At 66.1% G+C, this 17,305-nt stretch carries 17 protein-coding genes; 4 read left to right on the forward strand and 13 right to left on the reverse strand.

Annotation, left to right across the window (positions count from 1 at the left end; all coding sequences use genetic code 11):
* Nucleotide 1 precedes the first annotated feature (1 nt).
* The 13 genes from OG976_RS24590 to OG976_RS24650 form a co-directional block, all read right to left on the reverse strand.
* Nucleotides 2–991, reverse strand: coding sequence for an IS481 family transposase (locus OG976_RS24590; protein ID WP_328354950.1), 990 nt, complete (start codon nt 989–991; stop codon nt 2–4).
* Between the two features lie 172 nt (nt 992–1,163).
* Nucleotides 1,164–1,979 (reverse strand): enoyl-CoA hydratase-related protein, encoded by an 816-nt coding sequence (locus OG976_RS24595; protein ID WP_328354953.1) that lies wholly within the window; start codon nt 1,977–1,979, stop codon nt 1,164–1,166.
* A 19-nt stretch (nt 1,980–1,998) separates the two neighbouring features.
* A complete protein-coding gene (locus OG976_RS24600) occupies nt 1,999–2,814 on the reverse strand; it encodes a hotdog domain-containing protein (RefSeq protein ID WP_328354956.1) in 816 nt (271 codons plus the stop codon).
* Between the two features lie 22 nt (nt 2,815–2,836).
* Nucleotides 2,837–3,721 (reverse strand): alpha/beta fold hydrolase, encoded by an 885-nt coding sequence (locus OG976_RS24605; RefSeq protein ID WP_328354958.1) that lies wholly within the window; start codon nt 3,719–3,721, stop codon nt 2,837–2,839.
* A gap of 6 nt (nt 3,722–3,727) precedes the next feature.
* On the reverse strand, nt 3,728–4,870 hold the full coding sequence (locus OG976_RS24610) for an acyl-CoA dehydrogenase family protein (RefSeq protein ID WP_328354960.1): 1,143 nt from the start codon (nt 4,868–4,870) through the stop codon (nt 3,728–3,730).
* Between the two features lie 23 nt (nt 4,871–4,893).
* A complete protein-coding gene (locus OG976_RS24615; protein ID WP_328354963.1) occupies nt 4,894–5,880 on the reverse strand; it encodes an acyl-CoA dehydrogenase family protein in 987 nt (328 codons plus the stop codon).
* Nucleotides 5,877–7,085, reverse strand: a complete 1,209-nt coding sequence (locus OG976_RS24620; protein ID WP_328354966.1) for an acyl-CoA dehydrogenase family protein — start codon at nt 7,083–7,085, stop codon at nt 5,877–5,879. Before OG976_RS24620 ends, OG976_RS24615 begins: the two co-directional genes overlap by 4 nt.
* A gap of 69 nt (nt 7,086–7,154) precedes the next feature.
* Nucleotides 7,155–8,063, reverse strand: coding sequence for an SDR family NAD(P)-dependent oxidoreductase (locus OG976_RS24625; RefSeq protein WP_328354969.1), 909 nt, complete (start codon nt 8,061–8,063; stop codon nt 7,155–7,157).
* 11 nt (nt 8,064–8,074) lie between these two features.
* A complete protein-coding gene (locus OG976_RS24630; RefSeq protein ID WP_328363975.1) occupies nt 8,075–9,250 on the reverse strand; it encodes an acetyl-CoA hydrolase/transferase C-terminal domain-containing protein in 1,176 nt (391 codons plus the stop codon).
* A 19-nt stretch (nt 9,251–9,269) separates the two neighbouring features.
* Nucleotides 9,270–10,412: an acyl-CoA dehydrogenase family protein gene (locus OG976_RS24635; protein WP_328354972.1), complete on the reverse strand. Its 1,143-nt coding sequence runs from the start codon at nt 10,410–10,412 to the stop codon at nt 9,270–9,272.
* The gene (locus OG976_RS24640) at nt 10,409–11,566 is read right to left on the reverse strand and encodes an acyl-CoA dehydrogenase family protein (RefSeq protein ID WP_328354975.1); all 1,158 of its coding nucleotides are present in this window, start codon (nt 11,564–11,566) and stop codon (nt 10,409–10,411) included. Before OG976_RS24640 ends, OG976_RS24635 begins: the two co-directional genes overlap by 4 nt.
* Nucleotides 11,567–11,571: 5 nt before the next feature.
* Nucleotides 11,572–12,726 carry a thiolase family protein gene (locus OG976_RS24645; RefSeq protein ID WP_328354978.1) on the reverse strand — a complete coding sequence of 385 codons (1,155 nt, stop codon included), beginning with the start codon at nt 12,724–12,726 and terminating at the stop codon, nt 11,572–11,574.
* A gap of 75 nt (nt 12,727–12,801) precedes the next feature.
* Nucleotides 12,802–13,215 carry a Zn-ribbon domain-containing OB-fold protein gene (locus OG976_RS24650; protein ID WP_328354981.1) on the reverse strand — a complete coding sequence of 138 codons (414 nt, stop codon included), beginning with the start codon at nt 13,213–13,215 and terminating at the stop codon, nt 12,802–12,804.
* Nucleotides 13,216–13,323: 108 nt separating this feature from the next.
* On the opposite strand from OG976_RS24650, the gene OG976_RS24655 reads away from it, so the two are divergent.
* The 4 genes from OG976_RS24655 (at nt 13,324) to OG976_RS24670 (ending at nt 17,302) form a co-directional block, all read left to right on the forward strand.
* Complete coding sequence (locus OG976_RS24655; RefSeq protein WP_328354984.1) at nt 13,324–13,782, forward strand: MaoC family dehydratase; 459 nt, start codon at nt 13,324–13,326, stop codon at nt 13,780–13,782.
* 124 nt (nt 13,783–13,906) lie between these two features.
* Nucleotides 13,907–15,118 (forward strand): amidohydrolase family protein, encoded by a 1,212-nt coding sequence (locus tag OG976_RS24660; RefSeq protein WP_328354987.1) that lies wholly within the window; start codon nt 13,907–13,909, stop codon nt 15,116–15,118.
* An 8-nt stretch (nt 15,119–15,126) separates the two neighbouring features.
* Entirely contained in the window at nt 15,127–16,668 is a 1,542-nt protein-coding gene (locus OG976_RS24665) for a class I adenylate-forming enzyme family protein (RefSeq protein ID WP_328354990.1), read from the forward strand.
* A gap of 97 nt (nt 16,669–16,765) precedes the next feature.
* Complete coding sequence (locus OG976_RS24670; protein ID WP_328354992.1) at nt 16,766–17,302, forward strand: TetR/AcrR family transcriptional regulator; 537 nt, start codon at nt 16,766–16,768, stop codon at nt 17,300–17,302.
* Nucleotides 17,303–17,305 lie beyond the last annotated feature (3 nt).

Consider the following 17,305-nt stretch of genomic DNA (forward strand, 5'->3'; position numbering starts at 1 on the left):
GCTAGGTGTACTGACCTGAGAGGTTAGGTACGCGGGTGGCGGGTGGTTGGCCGCCGAGTGCGGTGTGGCCGCGGTGGTGATTGTAGGTGTGTAGCCAGCGAGGGAACTCCTCGCAACGTTTGGCATCGCTGGTATAGAGCCGGGCGTAGGCCCATTCCTCGGTCAGGGTGCGGTGGAATCTCTCGACCTTTCCGTTGGTCTGCGGCCGATAGGGGCGCGTGCGACGGTGTCCGATATCGCCGAGCGCATCGCGGAACACATGTGAGCGATAGCAGGATCCGTTGTCCGTCAGTACATTCCGTACTTCGATACCGCATTCGGAGAAGTACGCGTTTGCGCGCCGCCAGAACGAAGCGGCCGTGTCCTTGCGTTCATCGCCGAGCATCTCGCTGTAGGCCAGCCGGGAGTGGGCATCGATGGCGGTGTGCAGGAAGTGGTACCCGCGCACCGGCCGGTAGTACTTGTCGAGCAGCCCCGAGCTGCGGTCGGCTTGAGCGTTGCGCTTGCCGGCACTGCGACCCACCATCCGCCAACCACCGCCGGAGGGGATCTTGCCCAGCTTCTTGACATCGACGTGGACAAGATCACCGCAGTGCGCTGATTCCATCCGCCGAATGACACGCCCGGTCGGGCGGTCCAGCCAGCGCAACTTGGCCAGGCCGTAGCGCGTCAGAACCCGGTGCACCGTCGAGGGATGCAGGCCCAGCAGATAGGCGATGCGCGCTGGTCCCCAGCGGCGAATGACGCGCACCTTGATGATGCGCCGCTCGGTGCGTGTCGGAGTTCGGTTGGGGCTGCGATGAGGCCGTGAGCTGCGGTCGACCATTCCGGCCGGACCATGTTCGCGGTAGCGGCTCGCCCAGCGACTGGCGGTAGTCACTGCAACCTGGAACCGTTCGGCGGCGCGTCGAAGAGTCCAGCCGTCGTCGACGACGCAACGGGCCAGTCGCAGGCGTCCGGTTTCTGACAATGGGGCATTACGGTGGGACACGAAGACCTCCGAGATGAGTTGGTGCGTTCCTAGACAGCTCGCACTTCACTCGGAGGTCTTCGTCATGTCACCACGCCACGCCGTACCTAACGTCCGTGGCCAGTACAGCTAGGCCGCTACGGCATTGCGAATGACCAGTCGGCACGGCCCAAGCCGGTAAATGGCGCGCGCCCTATTCACCCAGCACCGAATCGGGATCGAAATCAGTTGGCTGTGTAGGGAACTGCGGCGCCCGGCGCTGCAGGAACGCATCGACGCCCTCTCTGCAGTCCGGTCCCGCTGCCATCGCCGTCAACGCCCGGTCGGCGCGTTGGTAGGACGACTCGAAATCACTGAAAAGGTCCCGGTAGACCTGACGTTTGATGACGGCCATAGCGGTGGCTGAACACTCGGTGGCCAGCATGAGAGCATACTGCTGGGCGTCGCTCACCACCTCGTCCGGTGCGCTGAGCCGGCTCACCACGCCCAGCGACAGCGCCTCGTCGGCGTCGAATGGTCGTCCCGACAGCAGCAGGTCCAGAGCTCGCTCAGGACCGATCAGCCGGGGGAGCAGCCAGGCGATGCCTCGTTCGGCGGGCAGCCCGCGGCGCGCGAAGGACGTGGCGAATCGGATTCCCCGCGCGGCGAACCTGACGTCGCACTGCAGCGCCAGGACCACGCCGACACCTGCGCAGGCTCCGTTGATCGCCGCGATCATCGGCTTGCGGACGTGCAGGGGACGGTGAAACGGCCGACGGGCGCTGAGGTCCAACGGTTTACCGGCGGCCGCATCCATCCGGCTCGAATCCACCCCGGGACAGAACGTCTTGCCCGCACCGGTCACCACGATTGCGCGGACTGCGTGGTCCGATTCGGCATCGTCGAGTGCGGTGAAGTAGGCCTGTTCGAGGTCGGCATTCCAGCCGTTCCGCTGCTCGGCCCGATTCCAGGTGAGCGTGAGGACACCGTTGTCGAAATCTCGAAGGACCAACGAGTCGGCCACGGACATAGGGGCATTCACCTCTGATTCAGGAATTATCGGCGACGTACGTGGCGTCGACACCCAGCGCAACCCGGCCGTCGGAAGCGAAAAGTTCGGCACGCCCGGCGGCCATTCTGCGACCCCGATGGGCAACAGTGGCTGTGCATCGGAGTTCGTTGCCGTCGGCGGGTATCGACCGCGTGAAGACGGCCCGGAGGTCGGCCAGACGATAGGACCCGTCACCGGTGTCCAGAGCCGCGTCCAAGGTCCGGATTGCGATGAGTGCGCCGAGACCACCGTGCAGGTTCTTGTAGAGGTTCGCCAGCGCGGCGTCCGCGCGGAACGTCGCTGTGACGCCCTCGGGTGTGCGGGATCCGATGTGTGTGCCCAGCAACTCGTCGAGGTGTGCTGCCACAGCGGGTACGGCTGTCCCGGGGTCCTGTGGCGCTTCGGTCGTCGTCGGGCGCGGGATAAGGACCCCGCCCAGGGTCGCGTAGGCCAGGGTGGCGCCGGTTGCGTCGGTGATGGTGGCCTCGCTCAACCCGAAACCTTCATCGACGGAGCGCGCCACCGCAGAGCAGTGCGCCGTGGCGAGGTCCCCCGGAACGCGTTTCGGAAATTCCACATGCAGGTGAGACGTGACGACTCCGGTGTCGAAGCCGGCCCCAGCCATGACTGCCAAGCCGAGGCAGCCATCCGCGACGGCAGCAAGGACGGCGGGGTTGAGGGTGCCGTCACTGCTGCGGAGGTGCGCTCCGATGGTCATGCCCGCCGCGATCCGACCGTCAACCTCGACCGGGTCGTGCAGACCGGCCGTGACCCAGGCCGGAATGCGGAAGTCTCGCAGGGTTTGAGTCTCCATCAGCAGTCCACCCTGCGTGCCACTAGAGCCCAGCCAGAAAGGCTGCGGTTCCCGCGACGAACGTGTCGTTGTCGTCGCCGACGACCATGTGGGTGGCGTCGGAAATGGTCACCGTGGTGGCGTGGGGGATGAGCGTGCGCAGTTCCTCGACCGCCGCAACGTCGACGATGTCGGACTTCGAACCCCAGACGAGCAATGTCGGTATGGCGACATTGGAGGCGGCGGCGGTGGTGCGGACCAGCATTGCCGCGTGGTCGCCGAGATTGCGGTCGCTGGTGGTGAAGGCCGGGTCCCAATGCCAGAACAGCCGGCCGTTGGCTGCGGTGCGCACGTTGCGGCGCAAGCTGTCGACATTGGCCGGCCGGGCTGCATCCCCGCGGTAGGCACTGACCGCCTCGGCGACCTCACTCAGATCGGCGAACCCATCCGGCGCCGAGCACATGAAATCAGAAATACGTTGCACCCCAGCAGGTTCGATACGGGGAGCGATGTCGACCAGGACCAGCGCTCGGAGCAGGCCGGGGTTCTCACCCTCGGCAACGAGCCCGGTGATGCCACCCATGGATGCGCCGATCACCACCGGCGGACCGGGCGACACCGAGTCATCGGCCAGTTGCGCGATCACGGCGGTGAGGTCATCGACGAGGCGATCGATCCGGTAGTCACCGTCGGATGCCCAGTCGCTCTCACCGTGGCCACGCGCATCGAGTGCGACGACATCCCAGCCAAGTGCCTGCAGGCCCGGCGCGGACTTGCGCCAGGAGTGCCGGGTCTGTCCGCCGCCATGCAACAGAAGCAGGGAACCCCGAACGTCACCGGCCGGAGTCCACCGGTCGCCGCGGATCGTCCCGACGTTGCCACGGAACGACACCGGCTGCGCCGGATCAGTTTTGGTGTTCTGCGCCATGCGCGCTCAGAAGCCCATGGCCCGGCCCATGAGATCCTTCATGATCTCGGTGGTCCCGGCATACAGCCGCTGGACGCGCGAATCCCGCCACAGCCGGGCGATCTCGTACTCGTTGATGTAGCCGTATCCGCCGTGTAGCTGCAGGCAGCGGTCCAGGATCTCCCACTGCACCTCGGAGGTCCACCATTTCAGACCGGCGGCATCCTCATCGCTGAGCGTCCCGGCGTTGACTGCCAGCACGCACTGGTCCAGATAGCTCTGCGCGGCATCGAGTTTGGTCTTCATCTCCACAATGGCATGCCGGTTCACCTGGAAAGTACCGATGGGCTGACCGAAGGCCGTCCGCTCCTTGGCATAGGTCATGGTCAGCTCCAGAGCGCGACGTGCCATCGGCAGGGCGTAGCAGGCGACGCCGACCCGCTCGGCGGGCAGATGCGAGACCAGATGGTAGAAACCGCGGTTGAGTTCGCCGACCAGGTTCTCCTTCGGGACCCGTACATCCTCGAAGAACAACTCGGCGGTATCGGCGGAATGCTGGCCGATCTTGTCGAGTTTGCGGCCCCGGGTGAATCCGGGCATTCCGTCCTCGATCATCAACAGGCTGATGCCCTTGCGGCCCGCGGACGGATCGGTCTTCACGGCGGCCAGGACGAGCGACGACATCAGCCCGTTGCTGATGAACGTCTTCTGTCCGTTGACGATCCACGCGTCCCCGTCATCACGCGCGGTGGTCTTGATCCCGGCCAGGTCAGAACCGGCCGCAGGTTCGGACATGGCTATCGACCCGATGTACTCACCGGAGATGAATTTCGGAAGCCAACGCTGCTTCTGCTCGTCGGTGGTCAGGTGGTTCATGTAGGTGACCAGGATGTCGTTCTGGACCCCGAGTCCGATCCCGACGGATCCGGTGGCGAACATCTCCTCGGACAGGATCTGGTTGAAGCGGAAATCGTCGAGACCCAGACCGCCGTATTCCACGGGAAGTGCCCAGCCGATCAGTCCGTGCTCGCCGGCGGCAAGCCATGCTTCGCGGCTGGCCTTGCCGTCCTTTTCCCACTTGTCGGAGTAGGGCGCGCACTCCTTCTCGAAGAACGCCCGCGCGGTGGCGCGGAACTCCTCGTGGACGGGCTCGAAGATGTTGGGACGCATAGCGTTGTCTTTCTGTGAGGGCGTTATCGACTGGAAGCGATCACCGTGGGCAGCCCGAGGTCTGCAGGGTAGGAATCGAACAACCGGCGGGCAACCTGGCTTTCGAGTTGGGCGGGTGACCCGCAGAGCACGTTGAGTTGGAACCCGCGGCGCACGAACCGGTGCAAGTCATGCTCGGAGGTCAGACCGATAGCACCGCACACCTGCAGTGCCACATCGGAGGCCGCGCGGTGGGCCCGGCCCGCGGTCGCCTTTGCCGCCTGGGCCCCCATCGGGCCGCCGTAGCGCCACGCCTCGCCAAGCAGTGCCCGGGCGCCCTCCACCGTCGAGAACGCATTGGCCAGGGCATGTCGCGGTGACTGCAGAGCGCCGATGTGGCTGCCGAATTGCTTTCTCAGACTGACATGGTCGACCGCAAGGCGAATCACCTGATCGGCCAATGCGATGATCTCGGTGGCAAGCGCTCGTTGCGCTGCCGACACCGCGCGGGTCCACTGGGCGGTGATGTCGAACACCGGTTCAGTTGTTCCGCTGCCCGCACTGCGCAGATGAGTCCACCGCACGGTCGGGTCGAAGGTGTCCGCGGGGGCAGCGTGAAGGCACTCTGCGGCAACGAGGGAGGCAACGATGCCGTCGCCGGTCTGCAGCGGGACGAGCACTGTGCCGCTGGCCGGCCCCAGGATCACACCCTGGGCCCGCTCCGGGGGAGCTGCCGGGTCTGAGCCAGGTGCGGGAAGCAGCACGGCGGATGCCGTGCGCAGGTCCCGGGGGAGCTCGGCCAGCATCACTCGGTAGAGGCAGTCGGTCTGTGCCAGCGAGCGCCCTTGGGCACGGAACAACAGCTCCTCGGCCTCGACCGGGTACTCTTCTTCGATTTCGGCGAACCCGAGATCGGTCAGTCGACCCTCGATTGGCGCGTAGGCATCGGTGGGTAGCTCGTCGAAGAGCCCGAAGACGCTGTCCTCGACCAACTTCCACTCGGCATCAGTGGTGTTCACGGATCCGGTCACCGCTTCTCCTTCGGTAGGCCGAGTAGATGGTCGGCGATGATTCCACGCTGCACTTCGGCGGTGCCGCCCATGACTGTCGCGGCCCGTGAGTACCACCACTCGGCGCGGGCCAGGCCCAGCTCGGCGCCATCCTCGGCGCCCTGGAATCCGCTACCGATCAACCAGTCCTGGCGCATCTCGAAGATCAGATCGAACGCCTCGCGTTCGGCGTGGGAGGCCAGCAGCTTGTCGACACTGCTCGCCGGACCCACGTGAATGCCGGCTGCCAGCGCGCGCACGGTCCCTGCGCACCGTGCCTGTGCTGCAGCGACGTTCAGATAGGTACGGGTGAAGCGATCTCGTTCGGACTGGGTGCATCCGCGGGTGATCAGATCAACGCGCAGCTGTCCGAGTTCGGTCAGGGCCTTGGTCAGGGATGCATAGCCGTACATGCCACGTTCGAACTGCATCAGGAACATCACCACCGACCAGCCGGCGTCGATATCCCCGATGACGCGCTCAGGCCCGACGTGGACGTCGTCGAAGAACACCTCGGCGATTTCCTCGCGACCGCTGGCCAGCGCGATCGGCCGGACGGTGACTCCGGGCGCGTCCGCCTCCACCATGAAGGTCGTCAGTCCGCGGTGGCGCGAATCCGGGGCGCCGGTGCGGGCCAACACGAGGAAACGGGATGCTCCCGGTCCTTGACTGGTCCAGATCTTCTGACCGCTGATCACGTAGCCGCCGTCGCCGTCGGCGACGGCCTTCGTGCGCAACGTCGCCAGGTCGCTTCCGGCCTCTGGCTCGGAGAAGCACTGTCCCCACCACTGGGAGCCGTCGAGATATTTGGGCAGGTGCTGCTGGGCCAGTTCGGGCGCGATGTCCAGCAGTACGGGAGCGAGCACCTCCAGCGTCCACTGCTGGGCAGGCACCGGGAGCATCGCGTAGGCGAGTTCCTCGTAGTAGACCGCGCGATGCAGCACGTCACCACCTAGCCCGCCGGCCTCCACCGGCCAGCCGTAGCGGTTCCACCCCGCCTCGAACAGCCGCTGGAGCACAGCGGTGTCATGGCGCATGCCCTCGGCGGTCGAAGTGCTGGGGTGGCGCCACTCGTCGGCCCAGTCGATGCCGGCCAGATAGCTGCGCAGAGCTTCGCGGTATGCGGCGATATCTTCCGCGTAGCGGCCCGGCGAGCCGACGACGGCGGCGGCAGTCGGTGCGGTCAACGTAGACCCCTTCCATTACCAGGGTGGCATAAAAAGTATAATGAGTTAACCATATGAGGTGCGCGATTACTAGCGCGGCAACGGCCCTGCGAGACCTCTGGGCAGGGTGTCCCACAGCCAGCTCGCCGCGTGGCCGATCTCCCCGAACGTCAGGGATTCGCCGTCGCTGGCCAGGTAGCGGCCGGGGGCTTCGGTGAAACCACCAATGCGGCTCAGCGCGGCACCGTTGACCCGCAAGATCTGGCCGCTGAGCCAGCCCGACTCGGCGGACTGCAGCCACGCCACGACAGCCGAACTGCGAGCCGGGTCCAGGGCCGGATCCGCGGCTCGATCCCCGGCGAAGAAGTCGGCGCTGATCCGGGTGACGGCCAGCGGCGAGATGGCGTTGGCGGTGACGCCAAAGCGCTGGCCCTCCAACGCCGTCACCACCGTCACGTTGGCGATTGCCGCCTTCGCTGCGCCGTAGGCGCCCTGCCCATAGTTGCCCCACAGCCCGGCGCCCGACACCGTGTTGACGATGCGGCCACCGATCACGTTGCCGTTCTTGGCTTCCGAGCGCCAGTACTCGCAGGCATGCTTGGTGACAGCGAAGGTGCCCTTGAGGTGGACTCCCAGCACCGCGTCCCAGTCGGCCTCGGTGGCGTTGACGATGGTGGCGTCCCGCACGATTCCCGCGTTGTTCACCACACCGGTCAAGGTGCCGAATTCGGAGACCGCGGCCGAGATCATGTCGGCGGTATCGGCCCAGCTCGACACCGATCCGGTATGGGCCACTGCGCGACCGCCGTCAGCGGTGATCTCCGCGACCACGTCGAAGGCGGGGCCGGTGCCGTCGCCGGCTTGGCCATCCTTGCCGACTCCCGGGTCGTTGACGACAACGGCGGCGCCCTGGCGGGCCAGTTCGAGGCAGTGCGCGCGGCCGATACCGCGTCCGCCGCCGGTCACCAGGACGACGCGCCCGTCGAGTGGTTTAGCCATGGGTGTTCTCCTCAGTTGTCGAACAATTGGGTGATGGATGCGCGGCGGGCGGGCCAGTCGAGGCCGCGAAGATCCACTGCGCCGGACTCGGTGACAATGACGTCGACGTCGTGAGCAGGGGTCGACGTCGGCCTGGTCAGCGCGTCGACGAGCGGTGAGCGCTCATTGACCCGAGACGGCACGGCGATGATGGACAGTCCGTGGCGGCTGGCCCGTCCAGCCGCGCAGAAGTCGGGGTGGCCCCCGATTCCTCCGACGACCTTCTCGCCGTTACCTTCACAGTTGATCTGACCGACCGGGTCGATCTCGATGGCCGTATTCACCGCGACGAACGTCCGATCGCGCAGCCGGCCGATGTCGTGGGTGTACCCGATACCGCGCAGAATGGGTCGACCGTCGGCCCACCGGTAGAGCTCCGCGCTGCCCAACAGATAGGTGGCCGACGGTTCGCCCAGTAGCAGTCCGCGCTGCTCGAGTTCCATGACACCGTCGGTGAGCAGGCCGGTGTCCAGGTGCACCGGCACGGCGATCCTTCGTAGTAGCGCGGTGCCGAGTTGGCCCGGCCCGTACTGCAGGCTGGCGCCTGCCGGCACATATCGGAGGACGTTGTCGGCCAGCGCGTCATGGATGGCCTCCGGTGCTCGCCCGGGAACCTCGACCGGGCCGCGTGAGGTGTGACCGATGACGTGCAGTGCACCGGCGTCGATGCAGTCGGCACCTGCCGCAGGCGCTTGCTCGTCGAGCACCGCGAGGACCGTGACGCCGGTATCGATCAGGGTGCGCTGCCAGGACACCTCGGTACAGAACCGAAATGCGTTGTTCCGCAGGGTAAGTCGTGTCAACAGGGCGTCTGGCCGCAGCGTTGTGTGCAGCAGTGAGTCGATACCGGTCAATGCGGTCGGGACGAAGCGTGCGCCGGGGTTCTTCAGGACCGCGCGCATACCCCAGCCCGGCATCAGGACGACGACATCGGCGAATGCGGTGACGTCGAGATCCGTCATGACGCCGGGTACCCAGCCCAGGATGAGCCGTACGCCACCGATCTCGCGGGCCGCGGCGGACAGGACCGCTCCGACCGACGAGCCGTCATCGAGGCCGGTGAGGGTTCCGACGCCGTCACCGACGGCGATGGTGCCGCCCGCCGGAACTGCCGCACGCAGGGCGGCGGTGAGGTCCGCGGCGGTGATCACCGCGACGATCGGCCGGTCAACGCCGGTCCTTGGGAAGCCCAAGGAGGCGCTCGGCCAGGATGTTTCGCTGTATCTCGCTGGTTCCGCCGAGGATCGTCTGGGCCCGGCCGACCAACATCGCCCGGATCAGCTCACTGGATTCGGGTGTGGCGCAGGCGTCGGTACCGAGCACGTCGGTGGCCATGTCGCCGAGATCGCGATCGGTCTCGGAGGTCATCAACTTCAGGACCGAGAATGCGGGTGCCGTCAGGTCGCCACCGGCAACCGCGCGCTGCCAGGTGTAGCGCAGCAGCCACATCCTGGTCCACAGCTTGATCAGCGAACGCTTGGTCACCGCGTCCAGCCGGTGGCGCTCTGTCGCCGCGGCACTCATCAACTCGAGCAGCTTGAACATCGATACGGCTTGGGATCCCAGTGTCAGACGCTCACGCCCGAGCGTCAGCAAAGCGATAGCCCAGCCCTGCCCCGGCTCGCCGACGATCGCCTCGGGACCGAGCAGCACATCGTCGAGGAACACCTCGTTGAATTTGCATTCGCCATCGATCTGGCGAAGCGGCCGGACCGTCACCCCGGGAGCGTCCATCGGTACGACGAACATCGACAGGCCTCGGTGGCTGTCGGCCTCGGTGCGCGCCAGCAGTAGCCCGTACTGGGCCGAATTGGCGGCCGAGCTCCACACCTTCTGGCCGTTGATCTTCCAGCCGCCGTCGACGGGTTCGGCCTTGGTGCGCACACCGGCCAGGTCTGAGCCCGCACCGGGCTCAGAGAACAGCTGGGTCCACACGTGGTCGCCGAGGCGGATCGGCTCCAGGTAGGTCCGCTTCTGCTCTTCGCTGCCATACGCGATCAGCACGGGCCCGACGAGGTCGACAGCGGTGATGCCGAGTTGCCGGGGGACACCCGCGCGGGCGCATTCCTCGGCGAACACGGCCTGGACGGCCACTGATGCGTCGGCACCGCCGTACTCGGCGGGCCAGTGCAGACAGGTGTAGCCATGTGCGGCAAGGTGTTTGTGCCACAGCCGACCGGGCCCGACGTCGTCAGGTGTGGGTGTCGGGCCGTAGTTGCGCAGTCCGTCCGGGCGCGGCGAGTTGGCCAGGAACTCGCGGATTTCGGATCGGTGAGCGGCGATATCCTCGCCGGCGACGGTGGCCGTCAACGCGGTACCTCCTGCGTCAGGGCATCGGTCTCGAAGCCAACGACCTGTGCCAACTGGTCGAAGTGGGCGCCCGGTGATCCGAAGAGCACTTCGTCGGTCCTGGCCCGCTTGAGGTACAGGTGAGCGGCGTCCTCCCAGGTGAATCCGATGCCGCCATGGATTTGGATGTTTGTGTGCGAGGCGTTGCGCAATGCTTCGGAGCAGACAGCTTTGGCCATGCTCGCCGACCAGCCGGCCTCGTCGTCTCCCGCGTCCACCCGGTCCAGGGCCGCCTGCGAGGCTGAGCGTGACCATTCCAGGTCGACCAGCATGTCCGCACACTTGTGCTTGATGGCTTGGAAGCTGCCGATCGGGCGTCCGAACTGGTGTCGGGTCCGGGCGTACTCGGCGGCAATGTGGAGCACCCGTTCCAGGGCTCCGACCTGTTCGGCCGACAGGACGGCTAGAGTCCGGTCGATGTTGCGGCCGATGATGGCCGCGGCGTCCCCGCTGCCCAGGCGGACGGCGTTAGCCCCGCTGAATTCGATTGTCGCCATTGGGCGGGTGCCATCGAGGGTGTCTTCCGGAAGGCGTCGCACCGCGGGGTCGCCGGCCTCGACGAAGAACAATCCGATATCGCTGCCGTCGCGTGCTGCCACCACGAACTCGTCAGCGGCAGTCCCGTGCAGGACATGGCGGGCCGTGCCGTGCAGCGTCCATCCGTCGCCGGCTTGATCGACGGTGAGCACCACGGAATCCGGTGACCACAGACCGTTGTCCTCGGTGAGGATGACTGCCGCGGTGCGTGAGCCCGATGCCAATGGTTCGAGGATGCCGTCGAGCAGATTCGGGGCTGCCGCGTCGAGCAGCAGACCTGTGGTCAGGACGTAGGAGATGAACGGGACCGGAGCCAGCACCCGGCCCAGCTCGTGTGCCACCGCCGCGAGGGCGTCGGCGCCGTAACCTGCTCCGCCATGTTCTTCTGGCAGCGCGATGGCGCCGACGCCAATCTGCTCACACAGCGCCCGCCACAGGTGTCCATCGAAACCACGTTGTGGCCCTTCGGTTTCCAACGCGATCTCGCGGAGCCGCTCGTCGGTGAGCATGCGCTCGCACAGTGCCCGCACGGAAGCCGACAAGTCAGCCCGCTCATCGGCGGACAGTTGTTGTGCCATGGGGTTCAGCGAGACAGGATGGCGACCGCGCCGCTGCCCGGCGAACCGTACAGTTGGGCGAGTCCGACGGTGGGGTTGTTGGGCACCTGCCGGTCACCGGCGGTACCGCGCAGTTGCTGGACCAGTTCGTAGACCTGGCGCAGCCCGGATGCCCCGACCGGCTCGCCGTTGGCCAGCAACCCGCCGTCGGTGTTGATCGGGATTCGCCCACCGATTTCGGTGTCGCCGTTGGCGAGCATGGCCTCCTGCTCGCCGTCCTTGCACAGCCCGCTCTCGGCCATGTGGATGATCTCCGACCCGGAGTCGGTGTCCTGCAACTGCGCGACGTCCACATCCTCGGGGCCGATGCCGGCCTGCTCATAGGCCGCAGCGGCCGCGGCGGCGGTGGCGCCCGGAACGATCGGCATCTCGATGGAGGTGCGCAGCAGCTCGAAGGCGCCGTCCTGGCGGCTACGGATTTCGCTGGCGCGGATGTAGATCGGTGTGTCGGTGTACTTCTTGGCGTCCTCGGCGCGGCACACGACTACTGCCGCCGCGCCCTCGTTGGGGTTGCAGTACATGAACTGGCGCAGCGGGAAGTTGACCATCGGCGACTCGGCGATGGCCTCGAACGCCATCGGCTTGCGACGCCACGCGTGCGGGGCCAGTGCGCCGTTGTTGAGGTTCTTGACCGCTACCCGCGCCAGGGTGTGCTCGCTGATGCCATGGTCATGCATGTAGCGATTGATCTTGTGCCCGAAGTAATGGGTGGTCAGGAACATCCCCTGGTCGCCGTACCACTGCGGAAGACCTGCAACGGCGGGATCTGCCCCGAACGACCCGCGCGGGTGCTTGTCGAGACCGACACCGACAGCGATTTCCGCTTCACCAAGGAGCACTTCACGTGCCGCCAGCGTCAGCAGCGAGTTGCCGGTGGCGCAGCCGCTCAGTGTGGCGCGCGCCGGGATCCCGGTCATACCGGCCAGTCCGGTGATCGCTTCGGGATTGGCGACTTCGAGACTGCCGGCGAACAGGCTGCCGATCCGGTCCCAGGACACCCCGGCGTCCTTGAGTGCACGGTGGATCGCCACTGCACCCATCTCGAGCGCGGACCGGTCGGGGTAACGACCGAACGGATGGATCCCGACGCCGATGATGGCGATCTCAGGTGTGGTGCTCATCGAATTCCTTCCCAGGCCGGTTGCTGTCGTGGCATTCCGGCGTGTGCTGATGCTGAAGCGGAGTAAGGCCGGTGGTCAGGCAGGGGTGAAGGCATAGGTCGACAACGATTCCCCGTCAGCGGTGTGGAAGGTCGTGGTGGTGGTCACCATCGACTGTCCGATGCGCAGCTGTTCGGGTTCCACGCCGACTACCAGACCCTCGACGAGCAGCCCCTCGGGTAGTTCGACATAACCAACGATGTAGCGGGCGAACTTCTCCGGGGACCGGTCGCCCTTGTAGGGCAGCGGCGGCACGAACTCCTGCGTGGTGAAGGTGTACAGCGTGCCCTGGGTGGAGAGCTCGATCTTCTCGATCGACCCGTCGCCGTCGAGTAGGAAGTCGGCTTCGGCGGGGAACTTGACCGGGGCACCGGCACTACGGCGGGATCCGATCAGGACCGTCCGGTCACCCTCGGTGCGGAAAAGTCCTTCGGCGATCATCTGCGTCATCTGTTACCTCGGTAGGCGCGTGTCAGGGCCAGCTGACCCCGGTTCAACAAAACAGTGTATATATCTACCGGAATAGTAACCCAAAATCTAGTCGCGGAGGGCCAGCTCGTGAAAACATTGGATTCGATCGACGAGGTGCTCGGGTCGCTCGGCGCGGACCTCGGCACCAGTGACTGGGTTCAGATCGACCAGCAGCGCATCGACCTGTTCGCCGAGGCGACGGGTGATCACCAGTGGATCCATGTCGATGTCGAGCGGGCAAAAGCCGAGAGTCCGTACGGATCGACCATCGCCCATGGTTTCCTCACGCTGTCGATGATCCCCATCCTCAGCAAGGACTTGTTCGTCGTCCGGGGCGCGAAGCTGGCTGTCAACTACGGATTGAACAAGGTTCGGTTCGTTTCCCCGGTCCCGGCGGGTAGTCGCATCCGGCTGCATTCCGAGGTTGCGGCCGTCGACAAGACCGGCGACAACACGGTCAATTTGACCGTTCGGCACACCGTTCAGATCGACGGCAACGACAAGCCTGCCGCGGTCGCCGAACTGATTGCGCGCTACGTGTTCTGACCCTTGAGCAGGGGGACTTTCGGTGGCCGCGGCGCGATCGCGCCGCCGCGCTTCCCAATAAAGTTCCACTCTGGTATAAAACAGCGATGGGCATACGACCCGCTCTCGTTATCAAGGAGTCTCAATGGCGCTCATTCAGGACACTGTCGGCCCGCTGCCCTACAAGCTGACCGACTTTGACCAGCATTCCTACGAATCCACCGATTGCTTCACCCGGTTCATGCCCAAGGCCAAGCTGGATTCGGCGGTCCACCTGGTGGACATGCCCAGCGGGCACCAGGCGCTACTGGCCAACGATCGGCTCGTCACTGCCTTCGAGAAGGAGCACGATCTCTCGAAGGCCTACGTTCCCGGATCGTTGGTGGAGATGCTGACCCAGCGCGCGTCGGGCAACGCCAGCGACGCCGAGCGGTTCTTCGAACCTCTCCAGAAGGAGTATCTCGACCGCGACGCGCGGGTCGTCCAACTCGGTGAGCAGCAGATCGAGAAGGCCATCATGTATCCCGGTGGCTGGGCGCTGTTGGCCGAGCCGTTCCTCAAGGATGACGTCGACGCGCTCTACGACAACTACGAATCCTTCAACAAGTGGATCAACGAGGACTGGGGCTTCAACTACCAGGACACGATCTACGCGCCGGCGCTGCTGTCGCTGCGTGACCTCGACCGCGCCGTCGCCGAGCTGGACCGGGTGCTCGCCGCAGGTGCGAAGTTCATCGTCCTGCCGTGCGGCCCGGTGTACGGGCGCAGCCCGGGTGACCCCTACTTCGACCCGTTCTGGGCCAGGCTCAACGAGGCCAAAGCCGTCGTCTGCTACCACATCGCAGAGAATCACTACCAGGAACACGTGGCCTCGCAGTGGGGCTGGAAGATGGGTCCGCCGTTCCAGTTCTCCGCCTGGCAGTGGCAGAACACCTACGGGGAGCGGCCGATCACCGACACCCTCTCGGCGCTGATCTTCGACAACATCTTCGGCCGATTCCCGGACTTGCGCGTGGTGGTCAGTGAATACGGCGCATCCTGGGTCCCGCACTTCATTTCCCACATGGACAAGAGCCGTGGGATGGCCCGGCTGGGTCCGTGGCTGGGCGGTCAGCTCACCGAGCGTCCCAGCACGATTTTCAAGCGGCACGTCAACGTGGTGCCCTATCCCGAGGACGACACGGTCAAGATCGCCGACGAGTTGGGCACCACCGAGTGCCTGGTGATGGGATCGGACTGGCCGCACGCCGAAGGGCTGCGGGAACCCGCCGAGATGTATCTGCGGGTGGAGGGACTCGGTGAGCAGAGGCGCAAGGAGTTCACCCGCGACAACGGGTTGGACCTGTTCGACAACTAGAACACGCCATGACACCGCAAACAGTTGGCGCCGTGCTGCACGCGGCCGCGCAGGATCATCCTGCGCGGCCGGCGCTGCAGTGGTTCGCGGGCGGCGAGCTGACGAGCCTGACGTGGCGGGACATGGTCACCCTGGCCGAGGCGGGTGCTGCCGCGCTGCGGACCGCGCCGCACAGCGACGCCCCGGTTGCGCTGTGGGGCCCGAACTCGCCGGCCTGGGTGGTGCTGTTCTACGCCGCGGCGTTGTCCGGGCGCCCGCTCGTGCCGATCAACCCCAACCTCACCGACGCCGAAGTGGCGGTCCTGCTTGCCGACAGCCGGGCAAGCACGGTGCTGGCCGCCGGCGAGTTGGTTGGCCGGGGCGAGCGGCTCGGCCACGGTGCCGCCGGCGATATCGAGGTTCTCGACCTGCAGGACTGGTACGGCCGCCTCGCTGTCGCGGACTCAGTCTCGGTTGACAACTCCGGCTCGGCGCACGTTCGCCCGACCGATCCGTTCCTGATCCAGTACACCTCAGGCACCACGGGTACTCCCAAGGGGGCCGTGCTGACGCATGCGGCATGCCTGGAGGCTGCCCACTCGATGGCGTTACACCTGCGCCTCAATGATCACGAAATCTGGTGCAGCCCTGTGCCCTTGCATCATGTCGGCGGATCCATCGCGATGGCGCTCGCTCCGGCGACAATGGCCGGAACCTATGTCATGGTCGCCGATTTCGCCGCCGGGAGCTTCGTGTCGGCAGCGCACGAATCCCGCGCAACCCTCTTGGGCGGTGTCCCGACATTGTTCCTCCGAATTCTCGACGACCCCGAACTGTCGCGGGTCCAGTTGCCTGCGCTCAGTGCAGTCATCGTCGGGGGAGCCTCGATCGCACCCGATCTGGTGCAGCGCCTGGAGCTCCATTTCGGCGTCCCGGCCGCGGTGTTCTACGGCCAAAGCGAGGGTCCGGTACTCACCGCCACCGATCTGCACGACCCACCCTCGATCAAGGCAGACACGGTGGGGCGCCCCTTGCCCAACCGGCAGGTGCGGATCGTCGATCCCGTCTCCGGGGACCCACTGGCGGTCGGTGAGACGGGGGAGATCGTCGTTCGAACGCCGACGGCTATGTGCGAGTACCTGAACCGTCCCGATCAGACAGCGCAGACGATCGACGCCGACGGATGGCTGCACACCGGCGACCTGGGTTGTCTGGATGCCACCGGCCTGTTGCGTTTCCGGGGCCGGCTCAAGGAAATGATCGTGCGGGGCGGCGAGAACGTCTACGCCGTGGAGGTGGAGAACGCCATCGCCTCGCATCCCGATGTCGATCTGGTGGCCGTGGTAGGGCTGCCGGACGAGCGCTTCGGAGAGATCGTGGCGGCCGCGGTGATTCCGGTCCCGGGATCGTCGCTGTCCGCTGAGCAGCTGACCCGCCATGTCGAAGGCACGCTGGCACCGTTCAAACGTCCGGTCCGATGGCACATCACCGACCAACTGCCGATGACCGCCTCGGGGAAGGTGCAGAAGTTCCGCATCGTCGAGGCGATGGCCGACGAGGACGTTCTGTGAACGCCGCAACGCCGGTACCGTGTCGCGTGTGACCAGCATGCCGACGACTGACGTGGGTGGGCCCGGGCGTCCACGGGATCCCTCGGTGGAGGCACGGGTGATCCAGGCGGCCAAGGAGGAACTAGCCGAGCGCGGATTCGAGGCGTTCAGCATGCGCAGCGTCGCCCGGCGCGCGGGGGTGTCGCGGCCGAGCCTGGCCTTGCGATGGCCCGATCGCGACGCGCTGATCATTGACACTCTTGACCGGCTGACCGAATGGCCGGAGCCCGATCCGGCCGCCAGCGTCCGCGCGGAGATTGACGTGATCATCGCTCACGTCGCCGCGCTGATGAACCCCTCTATGTTGGGAATACAGCTGCGGCTGATCGCCGATGCCCCGCGCCACCCGCAACTGTTCAAGGCCTTTCGCGACCAGGTCATCGCCAAGGCCGGGCACCGGTTGACGGCCTTGCTGGATCGTGCCGTCGGTGAGGGGGAGTTGCCGCATGGCATCGACACCCACTGGTATGCCGACGCCCTCATCGGTGTGGTGTTCATGCGTACGATCCGATCGCCCGGGCTCAAACCGCCATCACGGGAATCGCAGCGCCGCATCGTCGACGCCATGTGGTCGACGGCCATTCAACGGCGGTGAATT

This window comes from Mycobacterium sp. NBC_00419 (genome assembly GCF_036023875.1).
GTDB lineage: Bacteria > Actinomycetota > Actinomycetes > Mycobacteriales > Mycobacteriaceae > Mycobacterium.

Bases quoted from the DNA above. Each gene is read 5' to 3' on its own strand.
- OG976_RS24595 (WP_328354953.1), bottom strand. From the start codon at position 1,979: ATGTCCGTGGCCGACTCGTTGGTCCTTCGAGATTTCGACAACGGTGTC.
- OG976_RS24600 (WP_328354956.1), bottom strand. From the start codon at position 2,814: ATGGAGACTCAAACCCTGCGAGACTTCCGCATTCCGGCCTGGGTCACG.
- OG976_RS24605 (WP_328354958.1), bottom strand. From the start codon at position 3,721: ATGGCGCAGAACACCAAAACTGATCCGGCGCAGCCGGTGTCGTTCCGT.
- OG976_RS24610 (WP_328354960.1), bottom strand. From the start codon at position 4,870: ATGCGTCCCAACATCTTCGAGCCCGTCCACGAGGAGTTCCGCGCCACC.
- OG976_RS24625 (WP_328354969.1), bottom strand. From the start codon at position 8,063: ATGGCTAAACCACTCGACGGGCGCGTCGTCCTGGTGACCGGCGGCGGA.
- OG976_RS24640 (WP_328354975.1), bottom strand. From the start codon at position 11,566: ATGGCACAACAACTGTCCGCCGATGAGCGGGCTGACTTGTCGGCTTCC.
- OG976_RS24645 (WP_328354978.1), bottom strand. From the start codon at position 12,726: ATGAGCACCACACCTGAGATCGCCATCATCGGCGTCGGGATCCATCCG.
- OG976_RS24650 (WP_328354981.1), bottom strand. From the start codon at position 13,215: ATGACGCAGATGATCGCCGAAGGACTTTTCCGCACCGAGGGTGACCGG.
- OG976_RS24660 (WP_328354987.1), top strand. From the start codon at position 13,907: ATGGCGCTCATTCAGGACACTGTCGGCCCGCTGCCCTACAAGCTGACC.
- OG976_RS24665 (WP_328354990.1), top strand. From the start codon at position 15,127: ATGACACCGCAAACAGTTGGCGCCGTGCTGCACGCGGCCGCGCAGGAT.